15 protein-coding genes and 2 tRNA genes are annotated in these 16,253 nt (G+C 55.8%); 8 read left to right on the top strand and 9 right to left on the bottom strand.

The window, feature by feature from the left end; translation table 11 throughout:
• Positions 1-26: 26 nt before the first annotated feature.
• Positions 27-881 (bottom strand): ABC transporter ATP-binding protein, encoded by an 855-nt coding sequence (locus AC1RN6_RS12520; RefSeq protein WP_493005684.1) that lies wholly within the window; start codon positions 879-881, stop codon positions 27-29.
• A 15-nt stretch (positions 882-896) separates the two neighbouring features.
• Positions 897-2,870, bottom strand: coding sequence for an AMP-dependent synthetase/ligase (locus tag AC1RN6_RS12515; RefSeq protein WP_493005683.1), 1,974 nt, complete (start codon positions 2,868-2,870; stop codon positions 897-899).
• Positions 2,871-3,183: 313 nt separating this feature from the next.
• On the opposite strand from AC1RN6_RS12515, the gene AC1RN6_RS12510 reads away from it, so the two are divergent.
• Entirely contained in the window at positions 3,184-3,840 is a 657-nt protein-coding gene (locus tag AC1RN6_RS12510; protein WP_493005897.1) for a Crp/Fnr family transcriptional regulator, read from the top strand.
• Positions 3,841-3,916: 76 nt separating this feature from the next.
• Here the strand turns inward: AC1RN6_RS12510 and AC1RN6_RS12505 are convergent, their stop codons facing one another.
• From AC1RN6_RS12505 to AC1RN6_RS12490, 4 genes are all read right to left on the bottom strand, one after another.
• Positions 3,917-4,348, bottom strand: coding sequence for a response regulator (locus AC1RN6_RS12505; RefSeq protein ID WP_493005681.1), 432 nt, complete (start codon positions 4,346-4,348; stop codon positions 3,917-3,919).
• 228 nt (positions 4,349-4,576) lie between these two features.
• Positions 4,577-5,227, bottom strand: coding sequence for a response regulator (locus AC1RN6_RS12500; protein WP_050478831.1), 651 nt, complete (start codon positions 5,225-5,227; stop codon positions 4,577-4,579).
• A gap of 2 nt (positions 5,228-5,229) precedes the next feature.
• Positions 5,230-6,687: a hybrid sensor histidine kinase/response regulator gene (locus tag AC1RN6_RS12495; protein ID WP_493005679.1), complete on the bottom strand. Its 1,458-nt coding sequence runs from the start codon at positions 6,685-6,687 to the stop codon at positions 5,230-5,232.
• Between the two features lie 61 nt (positions 6,688-6,748).
• Positions 6,749-8,521: a sensor histidine kinase gene (locus tag AC1RN6_RS12490; protein WP_493005677.1), complete on the bottom strand. Its 1,773-nt coding sequence runs from the start codon at positions 8,519-8,521 to the stop codon at positions 6,749-6,751.
• Positions 8,522-9,050: 529 nt separating this feature from the next.
• Here AC1RN6_RS12490 and AC1RN6_RS12485 point away from each other — a divergent pair.
• The 7 genes from AC1RN6_RS12485 to AC1RN6_RS12455 all read left to right on the top strand — a co-directional run bounded on the left by AC1RN6_RS12485 (position 9,051) and on the right by AC1RN6_RS12455 (position 15,291).
• Complete coding sequence (locus tag AC1RN6_RS12485; protein WP_493005676.1) at positions 9,051-9,488, top strand: Csu type fimbrial protein; 438 nt, start codon at positions 9,051-9,053, stop codon at positions 9,486-9,488.
• Positions 9,489-9,603: 115 nt separating this feature from the next.
• Positions 9,604-10,353, top strand: a complete 750-nt coding sequence (locus AC1RN6_RS12480) for a fimbrial biogenesis chaperone (protein ID WP_493005896.1) — start codon at positions 9,604-9,606, stop codon at positions 10,351-10,353.
• The gene (locus tag AC1RN6_RS12475; protein ID WP_493005674.1) at positions 10,350-12,647 is read left to right on the top strand and encodes a fimbria/pilus outer membrane usher protein; all 2,298 of its coding nucleotides are present in this window, start codon (positions 10,350-10,352) and stop codon (positions 12,645-12,647) included. The genes AC1RN6_RS12480 and AC1RN6_RS12475 overlap by 4 nt, the downstream gene beginning before the upstream one ends.
• A 1-nt stretch (position 12,648) precedes the next feature.
• Positions 12,649-13,131 carry a Csu type fimbrial protein gene (locus tag AC1RN6_RS12470; protein WP_493005672.1) on the top strand — a complete coding sequence of 161 codons (483 nt, stop codon included), beginning with the start codon at positions 12,649-12,651 and terminating at the stop codon, positions 13,129-13,131.
• 216 nt (positions 13,132-13,347) lie between these two features.
• Positions 13,348-13,845 (top strand): Csu type fimbrial protein, encoded by a 498-nt coding sequence (locus AC1RN6_RS12465; RefSeq protein WP_493005671.1) that lies wholly within the window; start codon positions 13,348-13,350, stop codon positions 13,843-13,845.
• A gap of 223 nt (positions 13,846-14,068) precedes the next feature.
• Positions 14,069-14,569 carry a Csu type fimbrial protein gene (locus AC1RN6_RS12460; RefSeq protein ID WP_493005669.1) on the top strand — a complete coding sequence of 167 codons (501 nt, stop codon included), beginning with the start codon at positions 14,069-14,071 and terminating at the stop codon, positions 14,567-14,569.
• Positions 14,570-14,790: 221 nt separating this feature from the next.
• Positions 14,791-15,291 carry a Csu type fimbrial protein gene (locus AC1RN6_RS12455; protein ID WP_493005667.1) on the top strand — a complete coding sequence of 167 codons (501 nt, stop codon included), beginning with the start codon at positions 14,791-14,793 and terminating at the stop codon, positions 15,289-15,291.
• Between the two features lie 239 nt (positions 15,292-15,530).
• On the opposite strand, the gene AC1RN6_RS12450 is transcribed toward AC1RN6_RS12455, so the two are convergent.
• From AC1RN6_RS12450 to AC1RN6_RS12440, 3 genes are all read right to left on the bottom strand, one after another.
• Positions 15,531-15,607 (bottom strand) — tRNA-Asp (locus AC1RN6_RS12450).
• A gap of 27 nt (positions 15,608-15,634) precedes the next feature.
• Positions 15,635-15,710 (bottom strand) — tRNA-Val (locus AC1RN6_RS12445).
• A 48-nt stretch (positions 15,711-15,758) separates the two neighbouring features.
• Entirely contained in the window at positions 15,759-16,031 is a 273-nt protein-coding gene (locus AC1RN6_RS12440) for an HU family DNA-binding protein (protein ID WP_493005666.1), read from the bottom strand.
• Between the last annotated feature and the right edge of the window lie 222 nt (positions 16,032-16,253).

Below are 16,253 nucleotides of genomic sequence, written 5' to 3'. Positions count from 1 at the left end.
GTTCTCCGCTTGTTCTGTTCGCTGGATTAGTGTGATGTACCGAGATAGGCCTTGATCACTTCCGGATTGGCCATCACTTCATCCGGGGTGCCGTCGCCGATCTTCTTGCCGTAGTCGAGTACGACCACGCGGTCGGAAATATCCATCACTACGCCCATGTCATGCTCAATCAGCACGATGGTGGTACCGAACTGTTCGTTGACGTCGAGGATGAAGCGGCACATGTCCTGCTTCTCTTCCACGTTCATGCCGGCCATCGGTTCGTCCAGCAACAGCATGCTCGGTTCAGCCGCCAGTGCGCGCGCCAGCTCGACGCGTTTTTGCAGGCCGTACGGCAGGCGCCCCACCGGCGTCTTGCGGATGTGCTGGATTTCGAGGAAGTCGATCACCTCTTCGACTTTATGGCGATGCTGGATTTCTTCATTGCGCGCCTTGCCCCACCAGATCGCATTGGCGAGAAAACTGGAATGCATCTTGGTATTGCGGCCGGTCATGATGTTGTCGAGAACAGTCATGCCCTTGAACAGCGCGATGTTCTGAAAGGTGCGCGCAATACCCTGGCGCGCCACTTTGCTGGGATGCATGCTGTGGCGCTGTTCGCCGCGGAAAACGATGCTGCCTTTCTGCGGATGGTAGACGCCGTTGATGACGTTGATCATCGAACTCTTGCCGGCGCCGTTGGGGCCGATGATGGCGCGAATCTCATGTTCTCGCACGTTGAACGAGATGTCGGTCAGCGCCTTGACGCCGCCGAAGGACAGCGAAATATTCTGCAAGTCCAGCACGACTTCGCCGATCTTGCGGCCGCCGTCCTCAGTTGCCGGCGCATCCTGTCGCAGCGGTTCCATCGGCTGCATTTCTTCCGTGATATGTCTTTTCATGGTGGTCATGCAGGCCTATGCCGCTTGATTGAGGTTGGCGAACGTCTTGACGTCGGCGATCTTCAGGTCGGCCGCGATCATGCCCTGGCGGCCGTCTTCGAATTTCACCTGCGTCTCAATGTACTGCGACTGCTTGCCCGCGTAGAGCGCTTCGATCAGTACGCTGTATTTCTCGGCGATGAAACCGCGCCGTACTTTGCGGGTACGCGTCAGTTCGTCATCGTCCGGATCGAGTTCCTTGTGCAGGATCAGGAAACGATGGACCTGCGAATCGGCCAGCAAAGGATCCTGCACCAGATCGGCGTTGACCTTCTCGACACACTCCGCGATCAGTTGGTACACGCTGGCGTGCGCGGCCAGATCGGTATAGCCACTGTAGGCAAGATTACGGCGCTCGGCCCAGTTGCCGACGGCATCCATGTCGATATTGATGAAGGCCGTACACTGCTCGCGCTGGTTGCCGAAGACGACCGCCTCTTTGATGAAGGGAAAGAACTTCAGCTTGTTCTCGATGTACTTGGGCGCAAACATCGTGCCGCAGGCCATCTTGCCGACATCCTTGGCGCGATCGATGATTTTCAGGTGGCCGTCGGCATCGAAGAAGCCGGCGTCGCCGGTATGGAAATAGCCGTTTTCATCAATCGCTTCGGCCGTTGCATCGGGACGCTTGAAGTAAGACTTCATCAAGCCCGGCGAACGCACCAGCACTTCACCGTTACCATCGATATGCACCTCCACGCCCTTCATCGGACGGCCGACGGTATCGAGCTTGACGTCGCCCGATGGCTGCATGCACACCGTCACGCAGGTCTCGGTCATACCGTACAGCTGCTTGAGGTTGATGCCCAGCGAACGATAAAAGTCGAACAGATCGGGACCGATGGCTTCACCCCCGGTGTACGCCACACGGATGCGCGACATCCCCAGCACATTCTTCAGCGGACCGTAGATCACCAGATGACCGATCGCGTACAGCAGGCGGTCGCCCAGCGAAACATCCGGCTTCTTATCCAGAATACGCATGCCCACGCGGCGTGCAATCTTCATGAAACCGTGGAACAGCTTGCGCTTGACCCAGCCGGCATCTTCGATGCGGATCATCACTTGGGTGAGGATGTTTTCGTAGATGCGCGGCGGTGCGAAATAATAAGTCGGACCGATCTCGCGCAAGTCCGTCATGACGGTGCTCGGCGACTCCGGACAATTGAGGCAGAAGCCGGCGACATGCGTCTGTGCGAACGAGTACAGGAAGTCGCCCACCCAGGCCAGCGGCAGATAACACAGCACATCGTCGCGATCATTGAGCTGATCGAACTCCACCAGCGTGGTCGCCGTAGCGATCATCGCAGCATGTGAGTGGCAGACGCCTTTTGGTTTACCGGTAGTGCCGGAGGTGTACAGAATGATGGCGATGTCATCTGTTGTCAGCGCGTTGACCTGATCCATAAAGAAGGATGGATTGGCTTTGTCGTAGGCGCGTCCCAGTTCTTGCACGCTGGCAAACGACGACAGTTCCGGCTGGCGATAATTGCGCATGCCGCGCTCATCGTCATAGATGATATGTGTCGGACGTTCGCTGCCTTCGGAGAAATTCAGTTTGATGTCGAAGACCTTATCGACCTGCTCCTGATCTTCGGCGACGACGAAATCGATTTCCGCATCATTGAGCACATAGGACATGTCGGCCGCCGGCGCGTCCTGATACAGCGGCACCGGCATGCCGCCCAGGCACTGCGTGGCCGACATTGCCCAATACAAGCGCGGGCAATTGTTGCCGATGATCGCCAGGCTCATGCCGCGTTTGAAACCGAGTGCCGCCAGGCCGCAGGCAAACGCTCTCACCTCGTCGGCAACCTGCGCCCACGTTGTGGTTTGCCAGATGCCGAGATCCTTTTCCCGGAATGCCGGGCGATCCGGGCGTGCTTGTGCATGCATCAGGAGCAACTGCGGAAATGTCTGCGCTCCTGGACGTTGTGTTGTCTCCACCATCGTCCCACCTTTATTTATAAACGTTCGTTGCCGCCGGGTATGGCCTGCACGCGAAGCGTTTGGGGTCTCTATTAGTGTCAAGTCAGTCTGAACCGGGATGCTTACGTCGCACTTACTGGGGCGCCATCTGTTTTTCTGCTTGTCCGCCCTCGTAAGCGAGCCGGTATTGCGCTGCTTTTGTGCGATGATAGTAGTGTGAGTTGAGTGGCATGGTTGTCATCTCACGGACAATTGCAGAACAATTGCCAAACTTTTGATATTGCGACGCATCATAGAACTCATTCCAATGACAAGAGACACATCGATTAAGGACATGCTGGGCAAGACCATCTGGGCGCAATCGCTGACGACTGAGCAATTGGCGCGCGTCCAGGCAGAAGTATTCAGCCGCAAGTTTTCCGCCGGCGCATTCGTGTGCCACAAAGGCGACCCGGTTACGCACTGGATAGGCGTGCATGAAGGCCTGCTGAAGATGAGCAGCGTTTCGCCGGAAGGCAAGACCGTTTCTTTCGCGGGCATGGCCAATGGCGGCTGGCTGGGAGAAGGTTCGCTGCTCAAGGACGAGCCGCGCAAATATGACGTGGTGGCGCTGCGCGACAGCGAGTTGCTGTACATGCCGAAAGCGACTTACCTCTGGCTGCTCGACAACAGCATCCCGTTCAACCGTTTTCTCGTGACGCAGTTGAATGAACGCCTGGCGCTGTTCATTTCATTGGTGGAATACGATCGCATGCTGGAACCCGATGCACGCGTGGCGCGTTGTCTGGCGGCGCTGTTCAATCCTTATCTGAATCCCGGCATCGGACTGGAGCTGCAGATTTCCCAGGAAGAAGTCGGCAACCTCTCCGGCGCCTCCCGCCAACGCGCCAACCAGGCATTGCAGGTGCTGGAAAAAGCCGGCCTGCTGAAGGTCGATTACGGCAGCATCACCATTCTCGATCTGGATGGCTTACGCCAGTTTCCCGCCTGATGCCGGTCCGCGGCCCAATAAAAAATGCAGGCCCGTGCCTGCATTTTTTATTAGCGTCGGCATTTCCGCATAGCGTTCAACGTACCGGCTTATTCCGCGTGACCCAGTACATGCCGGCATCGGCAACCGTTCCAATGAACTCGCGCGGATCGGCGGACTTCATCAGATAACCGTTGGCGCCGAGCTGGTAGCTTTGTACGATGTCACGCTGATCATCCGACGAAGAGAACATCACCACCGGAATGTGCGCTGTGGCAACATTCGATTTCAGCATCTTGAGAAAATCGTGACCGCTCATCAGCGGCAGATGCAGATCCAGCAAAATCAGACGCGGATGCAGGTCCTTGCGGTCGACATAACCGTTGTCGGCGAACATGAAATCGGCGGCTTCTTCAGCATCGCTGAACCAGGTCATTTTGTCGGAGAGTTTTTTGGTCTCCAAAGCAATGCGTGTCAGCTCGGCTACTTCCGGGCTGTCGTCCACCAGCATGATATCCATTTGCTCCATATGCAGATCACTTTCTTGCGGCTCTAAACATCATCAGTTTCTGCACCACATTGCAACACGACCTGCTTATGGCAGATCAGGCGCGGTGGCAGCCTTGATCGACGTTGAATTTATCTGCATGTGTCAGGCTAGTATCAGGCTAACTACTACATTCGCAGTATCAGGTCGGCGAATTAATTATGGCATAAGCGACAACGGCCGCTATCAGGATTTTCCCGACATTCACCCTTATTTATCGGAGGTCGTCAGACCGGTGCGGATGGCATAACGTACCAGGCCCGGAACGTCCCGGATCTCCAGACGCTCCATCAATTGGGCGCGGTGGGTCTCGATGGTTTTGGCGCTGACGTTGAGGCGGTAGGCGATTTCCTTGGTATTGTTGCCCTCCGCAATCAGTTGCAGGATTTCACGCTGGCGCGGCGTCAGGACTTCTACCGGCGTGCCGTCCTGCGCGACTTTCTTCATGTAAAGATCAAGCGCCTCCTTGGAAATGTGCGAGTCGAGATATTGCCGGCCGTGGATGACTTCGATAAGCGCCTTCTCCAGTTCATAGGCCGCAGAATCCTTGAACAGGTAGCCGTTGGCGCCGGCGTTGAGCGCCTGCATCACATACTCTTCGCTGCCGTACATCGACAGCATCAGAAATTTGATAGTCGGGTGATCGGCGCGCAGGCGCCGCACCGCTTCCAATCCGTTCATCCCTTTCATGGCGATATCCATCACGACAACGTCAGGCTTGTGCTTTTCCGTCAGCTCGATGGCGGCGTTGCCATCGTCGGCCTCGCCTACCACCTCAATCCCGGGCATCGCTGTCAGTAGCGAGCGAATGCCGCTGCGCACCAGTGCATGATCGTCCGCCAGCAAAATTCGTGTCAACATGTTCAAACCCTCCGCATGACTGGTGTAACAGGCAGTTGCAAAACGATCTCCACGCCCTCTCCGGGCGCAGAGGCGATGTCCATGGTGCCGCCCACCAGCACGGCACGCTCTTCCATATTCAATAATCCGAAACTGGTACCGGAGATGGCATTGCTGCGCGCCGTCTCGATGTCGAAACCTTTGCCGTCGTCGCGGATGCTTACGTTCAGCTGATCCTGGCGCTGGCTGACCTTGACCCAGATATTCTCAGCCTTGGCATGGCGCAGGATGTTGGTGACGGCTTCCTGCACGATGCGAAAGCAGGTGTTCTCGATGTCGTGATGCAGTTCAACCGATATCGGCGAACTTTCAAACCAGCCCTTTACATTGGCCAGCGTCGACTTGTTTTCAACGTAAGAGCGCAAGGTCGCGATCAGGCCCAGATTGTCGAGCTGCGGCGGCCGCAGATCCAGCGACAGGCTACGCACCTGTGACAGCACGGAAGCCACGATGTCGATGCCGTTCTGCAGCGATGGCCCTTCCAGTGAACCGGTCTTCTTGATGGTTTCCAGATTGATCTTCAAGGCGGTCAGCGACTGGCCGACATCGTCGTGCAGTCCGCGCGCCAGATGCTGGCGTTCGCGCTCCTGCACTTCGATGACGCGGCTGGCCAGCATCTTCTGGCGTTCCATTGCCTGCTCCAGCTCTTTTTGGGAATTGACGCGTTCGGTGACGTCCATCGCCAGTCCGGCAGCCAGGCTTTTGCCGTCGCTGCCGATGGGGAAACGCACCATGTCCATGATCTTTGGATTATGGTTGGCGTCGAAGACGGTTTCCTGCGTATGCATCTCGCGCTTGGTCTCCAGCACCAAGCGGTCATGTTCCTGGGCATTTTGCGCCGCGCCGCTGGACATCAGGTCAAAATCGCTCAGGCCGATCATGTCGCTGGGCGTCATGCCGAAGAACGTAGACTGCGCCGGATTGACGTACAAATAGCGCAGCTCGGCATCCTTGATCCAGGCCGGCATCGGCGCCGCATTCATGAAGGCGTAGAAGCGCGCCTGCATCTCGCGCAACGCGGCAGAACTGGCGCGTTGCTTGCGCCGTACCAGGGCATCGCGCAATTCGCGTTCGACAGCAATCGGCAGACGCGCAATGCTGCTCTTGAGGAAGTAATCCTGCGCACCGGCCTTCATCACTTCCACCGCGGTCTGCTCACCGATGGCCCCGGAAACGATGATGAAGGGAATCTGGTCGTTCTGCCGCTTGACGAGGCTCAATGCATCCATTGCGCTGAACATCGGCATCGAATAATCGGAGATGACGATGTCCCATTTGTCGCGCATGGCAGCTTCCATGTCAGGTTCGGTATCGACCCGCTTCCAGGTAGGCTCGAAACCGCCGCGCTTGAGTTCGCGAACCATCAGGATCACGTCTTCTTCCATATCTTCGACAAACAAGACCCGGAGTGGGATGCTCATAAATTCGGCTTTCGTAAAAAGTCGTCACCGGCGCAGCGCAACGGCGCCGCCGGCGGTCAATTCATGCAAGTTCTGATTCTTTTCTCGGCAGGGAAAAATAAAAACTGGTTTCTTCGCCCGGCTTGCTCTCGGCCCAGACACGGCCACCGTGCCTGACCACAATACGCTGCACCAGCGCCAGGCCGATACCGCTGCCGGGGAAATCTTCCTGTTTATGCAGGCGTTGAAACGTGCCGAAAAGTTTATGTACGTAGCGCATGTCAAACCCGGCGCCATTGTCGGTCACCTGATAGATCGTTTCTTCCGGCGTTTCTGTCATGCCGACTTTAACGACAGCCCCTGCTGTTTTGCTGCTGAATTTGGCGGCATTGCCGAGCAGGTTTTCCCATACTTCGACAATCAGGGCGCGGTTGCCGGTCACGTCGCCCATCGGGGCGACGACGAATTCGACGCCGCCGTATTCGCGCTGTAATTTCTTGACGGTTTGCGTGACGATGTCATGCATGGAAACACTGCCCAACGTCAGCTCGCCGGTACTTGACCGTGACAATCGCAGCAGGTCGTTGATCAGCCCATCCATTTTCTTGACGTTTCGGCCGATGACTTGCAGCAGTTCCCGTCCTTTTTCATCGAGCGCCTCGGCATAATCTTCTTCGACCATCATGGCGTAGCCGGAAATGGCGCGCAACGGGGCGCGCAGATCATGCGAAACTGAATATGAGAAGCTTTCCAACTCCTTGTTGATATCGCTCAGATGCTTGGCTTGCCGTTTGAGGTCGGCGTTGAGCTCTTCAATTTCACGCTCGGTCTGCTTGCGCGCCGAGATGTCGTAGATCATATTGCGGCTGACCATGTGCCCGCTCTCAGGGTGCTGCGCGGTGCCGGCACTCATCAATGCCGAAAAGTGTGTGCCATCGGCGCGACGATACTCCAGATCGATGTTGCTGATCGATTTGTCACGCCGGAAACGCGGCCAGATCTCAAGACGATAGCGTTCGGCGCTCTCCGCCGTGAGCAGATCGGCTTGCTTCAACTTGCCGATCACCTGTTCGCGGGTATAGCCAAGCCATGCCAATTCGGTGTCGTTCATCTGCACGATCAATCCGCTTTCTTCGTCGATGGAATGGTAGCCGCACGGCGCGTGATTATAGAGATCCGCTAGCTCCGCCGCATAGATACGCTCTTTCATCTGCGCCACCTTGCGGCGTTGCATCTCACGCTTGAGCCGCAGATAGACCATCAGCAACAGCACCAGACTGACAATGCTGCCGCAGACGATGGCGGCGATGCTCCAGTCGATGCTTTTCTTCGTCTCAATCGAGCGCTTCGCGAGCAAAGCATTTTCCGCCTCCTTGAGCTGCATGAACTGCAACCGGATATCTTCGCTCAGGTCACGTCCATGCGCATGAAGATTGTCGATCCGGGCAGCCTTGTCGGTTTCCAGCAAGGTGCGCGCCAGCTCGACGCGTTTGGCAATGCTTTCGCTCAGCTGCGCGAGTCGCTCCAGTTGCGCCGGATCGTCGAGTTGCAGAGCGCGCAAGCCGCCCAGCATGTCGAACAAGGCCGTACGATCCGTCTCGAAGCGGAGAAGATCGTCGTGCTGACCGGAAAGCGCATAGCCGCGGGCGCTGGCAACCAGATCGCGCAAGGTCGAATGCGTCTCCTCAAGACGCTGCAGAACCGTATGCGTATGCTGGACTGCGACCCCTCTCGTTTCAAAACTGCGTACGCTGCGATAAGAGACTACCGTGACGCCAACCGACAGCAGCATGGCGAAAAAGAAAAAGGCGCCGGTATTCGCGATGGATGATTTTCTCTTGTTTAATATCGGCATCGTAACGAGGAATCTCGATGTAGCTTAAACAGTCTGTCGGGGACGCTCTGTACTGAGGCGTCGGCGCCCTGCATTGATTTTCTTGTTCGCTGAAAATCGAATTACAAAAACTGATTGTTCTATTCGTTATGTTCGTTGCGTGGTTCGCTGTGTTCGTCCTGCGCCCCGGAATATTATGTTTTTCTTATTGTCCGAGCTTCTGTCCTGACGGCATCCGTACTCAAGCCACATTCGACTTCGTATCACTCTTCAATATTAATGGAGGAAAATGCCCAATCTGCTTGTTTTTCTGGCATTTCTCTCCGCAGGAAAATTTCCCGTATGGCATTAAATGTTTTCATTCAAACACTAAATGTGGCCTTCTTCTGACATTTTCTCGACCAAGACACCAAATCCGGAAGTCAAGTCAGGGTTTTCCTTAGAATTTATTTTATAATAGCCTCAAACATCTGACGTTACCAAACGGCATTTTATTCAAATGAAAACAAAACAAAAAATCGTATTTGCACTGGGGGCAGGAGTACTGTGTGTGAGTAGCCTGGGTCAGGCTGCAACATCGACAGGAAACCTGGCAGTGTCTGCTATCGTCGCTTCGACGTGCAGCGTGCAAAGCGCCGCTTTGCCATTTGGTAACTACAACTCTTCCGCAGTACAACAGTCGGCGCAAGTCGGCGTAGTTTGCTCCAACGGCACCAGCTATACCGTCAGTCTCGACGCCGGCGCAGCACCCGGCGCCACCGCAACCGACCGCAAACTGGTCGGCGATTCCAACGCCACACTAAGCTACGCCCTGTATCAGGATCCGGCTCGCAGCAAGAACTGGGGCAATGCTTCCGGTTCGGACACAGTCACCAACGTCGGTAACGGCTCCCAACAAAACCTGCCTGTTTATGGGTATATCCCAAGCGGCCAAAATGTTAAAGCGGGTAGCTACAACGATGTTGTAGGGATCACACTCTCGTATTAATACGTTCTACTTTTGGTGTATTTCTGATACGCTCGTAACCAAAAGTAACATTTCAGCTTAATTAACAGTCACGTCCACGGCAGTCATGTGCTGCCATATTTATTGTCGTAGTTGAATTAGCGTTCTTTCGTCGTCACGGGGGAAAATTATTTTTTACTACCTTGCACGTCTCCTTCTTATCCCTGGTTTAGCTTACGGGCTAATCTTCCAAGCAGCGTTTGCCTCGAACTTCGAAATATCCCCGGTAGTATTGGAATTGTCTTCCGCCCGAACCGCCGGCGTGGTGAAGATCGTCAATAACGATACGCATGATGTATCGCTGCAGATCCGCGCCTATGACTGGACGCAAAAAGACAGCCAGGACAGTCTCGAACCGACCCAGAGTCTGATCATCAGCCCTCCGGTATTCACCGTGGCCCCTGGCGCATCGCAGACGATCCGCATCGTTTCCAAGCGTCCGGCTGAAATCAATGAGATCGCTTATCGCCTGCTGGTCGATGAAATTCCGACGGCTGCAGCCGGTCCGGCGATCAATTTCAAATTCCGCATTTCCATGCCGATCTTCATCGCCCCGAATGCGGCGGCAAATCTGAAAATGGGCTGGACCCTCAGCGCAGGAAAAACACCCAGGCTGGTCGTCACCAACACCGGCAACCGGCGCGGACGTCTGCTCAATCTGGTGCTGACGCTACCCAATGGGAAAAAAATCACACCTCCGGCAGGCGCCAATCCATACACGCTTGCAGGCATGACCCGGCAGTATTCCTTTGACGTTGAGTCGCCCCTGCCCGCCGGTTCGCTGGTAAAAATGACCGCGAACTCGGACTCCGGCCCTATTGACACCGAGCTCACCGTGACGCCTTGAGAAGACCCACAACATGGATCGGCTTACTGCTTTTTACCGCCACTGCTTATGCGTATGGCGCGGACCAGAATTCCGCTGAAACTTTGTTGCTGGAAGTGTCCATCAACGGACGATCGACGGAGTTGGTGGCGCAGTTCACCAAGCGGCAGGACGGCTTGTTCGCCACCGCAGGAGAACTGCGCAGCCTTGGCATCAAAGTACCGGGAAAGGACGATGATCTGGTGCCGATCACGGGCGTCACCAGCAAAATCGATCTGAACCAGACGGCGTTGAAAATCGACATGGAAGTGCCCATGACTTTTCTGAACACCACGGATATCGCAACGTCAGGAAAATCAGCCGACAACGTGCCGCTGACTGAAAACGCGCGTGGTGCGCTGCTGAACTACGATTTGCTCGCTACCACGAGCGAAGGCGTGCATAGCCTGGGTGGTTATTTTGACGGCCGCTATTTTTCCGGCAGCAGCGTGTTCAGTTCGACCGGCCTGGCCTACTTCGCCGGCAGCCCGGCCAAATCAGCCCGCCTGGAAACCACCTATACCTATTCCAATCCGCGAGAGCTGATTCGTTACCGGGTCGGCGACTTCATCACCAGCGGCTTGTCGTGGACGCGTCCGGTGCGATTCGGCGGCGCGCAGTTCGGCACCGACTTTTCGCTACGCCCCGATCTGATCAAGTATCCGACACCGAGCCTGGGTGGCGAAGCGGTGGTGCCTTCGACCGTCGATCTGTTCGTCAATGGCGTGCGTCAGCTTTCGCAGCCGGTGCCGCCGGGACCTTTTGAAATCCGGCAGGCGCCGATCGCCACTGGCGCGGGACAGATTGCAGTGGCAGTTACCGATGAACTGGGACGCCAGACATTTCGCACCATACCGTTCTACGCCACGGACAAGCTCCTGGCGGAGAATCTGTCGTCTTACACTGCGGAAGGCGGCTTCGTACGCCGCAATTACGGCTTACGCAGCAACAATTACGGTGAATTCGCCATCGCCGGAACGGCTCGCCACGGCTTCAGCAAGATGCTGACGCTGGAGACGCATGCGGAGGCAATGAGAGGCATGGTCCTGGCTGGCGGCGGCCTGGTCTATAACATCGACAACTTCGGTGTATTGACCGGCGCGGTATCAGGCAGCAACTCGGACGCTGGCCCCGGCCAGCAGCTGGCGGTAGGCTTCGAGCGCAGCACCAGTCTGTTCAGCATGTCGCTGCTGCGTACGCAATCGGGCCCCAATTACCGCGACATCGGCGCCATGGAAGGATCGCCGACGTCGCGCTCTTCCACTATCGGCACCCTCGGGCTCAATCTGGGCATTCTGGGCTCCATCAGTCTGGCCTATACGATGGTGAAGAGTCCCGTGATTCTGTCGACTGCGGGCAATATCGGCATCAGCAACAGCGAGAGCGTAACCATTTCCTATTTCAAATCGGTATCGCGTGGCGCCAATCTTTATATGACCGGCTTCCGGGATTTCCGCAACGGCGGTTACGGCGCATCGATCGGCCTGATCATGCCGTTTGGCGACAACAGCGCTGGCGGCGTCAGCGTGAACAACAACAACGGCATGAAGACAACCTCGTTGCAAGCCAGCCGCCCTACCATTTCTCCCGGCGACATTGGTTGGCAACTGCAGACTTCGGAAGGCTCCTACAAGCAACGCTACGGCGAAGTCGACTACAAAGGCACCAAGGGGCGCGCCAGCTATACCGTGGCGCAAAGCAACGACACGACCAGCCAGCGTGCCGGTCTTCGTGGCGCGGTGGCATGGATGGACAATTCGCTGTTCATGTCGAACTGGGTGGACGACAGCTTTGCCATCGTCAATACGGAAGGCGCCAAAAATGTCGGCATCTACACCGAAAATCGCTTTGCCGGAAAGACAGACAGCAACGGACAGTTGATGTTGACCGACCTGCGCGCCTATGACGTCAACAAAGTGTCGGTTGACGTACTGGACTTGCCGCTGACGCTGCAGATGGACCAGAACGAGCGATACGTCAAACCGCGCGACCGTTCGGGCGTCGTCATCAGTTTCAAGACCAAGCGAACTTCCGACGTGAATCTGGTCCTCAAGATGCCCAACGGTGAATACGTTCCGGTCGGCTCCAGCGTCAAGATCCGTGAAAACGGCCAGCAAGCTCCTGTCGGTTACGAAGGAGCGGCGTATTTGTCCGAGCTTGGTCCGGTCAATACGCTTGATATCGTCATGCCGTCGGGAGCAACTTGCCAGGCGGTGCTGATTCCCGACCGCAATCTGGACGGCGGCATGAGCAGCAGCACATTGGAATGTCACTGATATGAAGAACTTACGCGCCCTGCTTCAGATTTCGGCCCTGCTGCTTGCCAGTCTTTGCAGTATCGGCAATGCCCAGGCACAGGCTTGCACGGCCTCGTCAGTACCGGTCGCATTCGGCATTTATGATCCCAAGAGCGCATTGCCCAGCGAAACCACGGGTAGCATCACGGTGGTCTGCCAGGCCACCGTTGCCTTGCTGGTGGCTTATTCGATCAAACTCAACGGTGGTTCCAGCGGCAGCATCGGCGCCCGCAAGATGAACACCTCCGGCTCGCAGCTGGGCTATCAGATCTATACGGATGCCGCGCGCACCATCGTGTGGGGCGACGGCACCAGCAGCAGCAGCTACAACATCGGCGGTTATTTGCTGTCTGTGCTGGTCCCGGTGACGACCACTTACACGGCTTATGGCCGCATCACGGCGCTACAGAATGTCTATGCGGGTGCCTACACGGACACGTTGACGATTCTGGTGACGTATTAGGAAAAGCGTTCCTGAAGAGACCTTTGTTGTTCTGTAAGCAAAAAATTACGTTGTTTTTGTAACTCTTAGGGAATTTCCTGATGCCATAGAGCACCATTTCAGGATTCCCCTGATTTTGTAAAAGCTGTCGAAAACATAAAGTTCACCTGTACCCGGCGAGTTCGACATTCTTGTAATGGGACAAGAAAAAAAACTGCCGAATCCAGGAGAGATACCATGTTCACAAGCAAAAAAAATCGTGTCATCTGCGCCACCCTCGCTGCCGCCATGCTGGCTTCCGGCGCGCCGGTCCTTGCCGCAACATCAACCGGATCGCTGGTCGTCACTGCAACTGTGCTGGCATCCTGCACCGTGGTCGGTTCGACCATCGCCTTCGGCAACTACACTAGTTCGCAAGTCGATCAAACCGGCAACGTTGCCGTGCTCTGCACCAACGGCACTTCTTACACCATCGGCCTGGATGCAGGCGCCGGCACCGGCGCTACCACCAGCGTGCGCAAGCTGACCGGCTCACTCGGCGGCACGTTGAACTACGCGCTGTACCGCGATTCCGGCCGTACCAACAACTGGGGTTCGACCATCGGTACCGACACGCAAGCCGGCACCGGCAACGGCCTGATCCAGAATCTGACCGTCTACGGCCGCATCGCCGGCAGCCAGACTCCACTGGCCGGCGTCTATACGGACACAGTGACCGTCACCCTGACCTATTAATTTTCCTCCGGTATCGATCAAGTCCGCCGCTGCTTGTGCGACGGTTGGATGACGCCGGTTTTGCGGATCGGAAAAAGTAAAGGCAATTGCTCTTTGCATATCCTCTCCGCTGCTTGAGAAGCTGCAAGAATTACCTCAGGTTCACCAGAAGTTCGCTTGTACCCGCCGCTGTCTGCATGCTGTTCATAACACCAAAACGCAGGGACGGGATAAGGAGAGAACCATGTTCTTTGTACAGAAGCACCACATTTGTTGCGCCGCTGCGGCTATCGCCATTGCAGCGGCAAGCATGCCAATGGGCGCTTATGCCAATAGCACCAGCGGTGTCAATTCGTCGGCTGCGGTGCTTGCAACCTGCACTATTGTCGGGTCTGCCATCGCGTTCGGCACTTACTCATCGACCCAGGTAGATCAGACCGGCACCATTGCGGTGGTGTGCACAAATGGCATTTCGTACTCGATAGGATTGGATGCAGGGGCCGGTACCGGCGCTACGACTGCCGTACGCAAATTGACGGGTTCCTCGGGGGGTACGCTGAATTACACCTTGTACCGGGATGCCGCCCGTACCAGCAATTGGGGCTCAACCATAGGCAGCGATACACAATCGGGCAACGGCAACGGCATCGTACAAAACCTGACGGTCTACGGACGGATTCCCAGTGGACAAACGCCGCAAACGGGGACTTATACCGATACCGTCACCATTACGCTGACATATTGACGCACTAATCGCCGTCACCGACTTCGGCGCACGGTATGCCAGCTAGCGGAAATACGCTTGTTTTGTCTCATCTCGGGAAATTCCTTAGGCAAATTACATCACATTCAGGAATCTCCTGATTTTGGCGGATGCTTCAAAAATATAAAGTTCACCTGTACCCACCGAACTCGAAATCCTCGTAATGGGACGAGGATAGAAACGGTAACTCAGGAGAAATTGCCATGTTTGCATCCAAGAAAAATCGTGTTATCAGTGCCGCGACCGCCGCTATCCTGCTGGCTTCCAGCGCTCCGGTCTTCGCCGTTTCCACTGCAACAGGTTCGCTGATCAATACTGCGACTGTGCTGGCTTCCTGCACTGTGGTGGGCTCCACCATCGCCTTCGGCAACTACACCAGTTCGCAAGTCGATCAAACCGGCAATGTGGCCGTACTCTGCACCAACGGTACCTCGTACACCATCGGCCTGGATGCCGGTGCCGGCACCGGCGCTACCACTACCGTTCGCAAACTGACCGGCTCCTTGGGCGGCACGCTGAACTACGCGCTGTATCGCGACTCCGGCCACACCAATAACTGGGGTTCGACCATCGGCACCGACACCCAGGCAGGCACCGGCAACGGCCTGATCCAGAATCTGACCGTGTATGGCCGTATCGCCAGCGCACAGACTCCACTGGCTGGCGTCTATACGGACACGGTGACCGTCACACTGACTTACTAAGCTTTGCGACTGGAATTCATCCTCGCACCTGGATTTGATGGAAGCACTCCGCGACGGATATTCGCGTTCGACAGAACACAAAAATACAAATAAAAAGCCTGCTAAATTTCCTAAGCAGGCTTTTTATTTTGGCGGAGTGGGCAGGGCTCTCCTACACCGGCGCAGGCGGCTCCCTCCACTCCCCACTTTTGCTTCGCAAAAGAAAAAAGGCCTGCTCATTGAGCAGACCTTTTTTAATTTGGCGGAGTGGACGGGGCTCGAACCCGCGACCCCCGGCGTGACAGGCCGGTATTCTAACCAACTGAACTACCACTCCTAAACTATTGCTGACCGTTTGAGATCTTGGTGGGTGCTGAGAGGCTCGAACTCCCGACCCGCGCCTTGTAAGGGCGCTGCTCTACCAACTGAGCTAAGCACCCGCACCTAACTCAAACAATCACTCGCCATCTGTCAATGACGAAAGACCGCTAGTTTAGCGCATCTTTCAAAGCTTTGCCAGGTTTAAATTTGGGTACTTTCGCAGCCTTGATCTTGATCGCGTCACCGGTACGCGGATTTCGCCCCGTACGCGCCGCGCGCTTGCCGACGGAAAAGGTGCCGAAGCCAACCAGCGTAACGCTGCCGTTCTTTTTCAATGTGATTTTTACTGCGCTGATGACGGCGTCCAGCGCTCGGGCCGAAGCTGCTTTGGAAATATCCGCAGACTTGGCAATGTGATCGATCAACTCGGTTTTGTTCACTTACGCCCCTTTAGACAAAGATTGGATTTCGCAACGGCGTCTTCCTCTGTGAATAACGCAAGACGCTCATCACACGCAATGCAGAAAAATCTGCAAAGGGTATTAAACAAGCCGCAAACCCTTGTGTCAAGCGGTTTACAGCGACATCCGATCATCTAAAAAACGGTTTTATCAAATACGTAAAACATTTTTGTCTTTTACCAATAGCGTAAAAAAAGCGCT

Source organism: Herbaspirillum sp. GW822-FHT03A08 (assembly GCF_058801885.1).
Note: the sequence above shows the minus strand (reverse complement) of the source record. Positions and strands in the feature narration are given on the sequence as shown.

Bases quoted from the DNA above. Each gene is read 5' to 3' on its own strand.
- AC1RN6_RS12465 (WP_493005671.1), top strand. From the start codon at position 13,348: ATGTTCACAAGCAAAAAAAATCGTGTCATCTGCGCCACCCTCGCTGCC.
- AC1RN6_RS12515 (WP_493005683.1), bottom strand. From the start codon at position 2,870: ATGGTGGAGACAACACAACGTCCAGGAGCGCAGACATTTCCGCAGTTG.
- AC1RN6_RS12470 (WP_493005672.1), top strand. From the start codon at position 12,649: ATGAAGAACTTACGCGCCCTGCTTCAGATTTCGGCCCTGCTGCTTGCC.
- AC1RN6_RS12510 (WP_493005897.1), top strand. From the start codon at position 3,184: ATGCTGGGCAAGACCATCTGGGCGCAATCGCTGACGACTGAGCAATTG.
- AC1RN6_RS12505 (WP_493005681.1), bottom strand. From the start codon at position 4,348: ATGGAGCAAATGGATATCATGCTGGTGGACGACAGCCCGGAAGTAGCC.
- AC1RN6_RS12520 (WP_493005684.1), bottom strand. From the start codon at position 881: ATGAAAAGACATATCACGGAAGAAATGCAGCCGATGGAACCGCTGCGA.
- AC1RN6_RS12455 (WP_493005667.1), top strand. From the start codon at position 14,791: ATGTTTGCATCCAAGAAAAATCGTGTTATCAGTGCCGCGACCGCCGCT.
- AC1RN6_RS12495 (WP_493005679.1), bottom strand. From the start codon at position 6,687: ATGAGCATCCCACTCCGGGTCTTGTTTGTCGAAGATATGGAAGAAGAC.
- AC1RN6_RS12500 (WP_050478831.1), bottom strand. From the start codon at position 5,227: ATGTTGACACGAATTTTGCTGGCGGACGATCATGCACTGGTGCGCAGC.
- AC1RN6_RS12490 (WP_493005677.1), bottom strand. From the start codon at position 8,521: ATGCCGATATTAAACAAGAGAAAATCATCCATCGCGAATACCGGCGCC.
- AC1RN6_RS12460 (WP_493005669.1), top strand. From the start codon at position 14,069: ATGTTCTTTGTACAGAAGCACCACATTTGTTGCGCCGCTGCGGCTATC.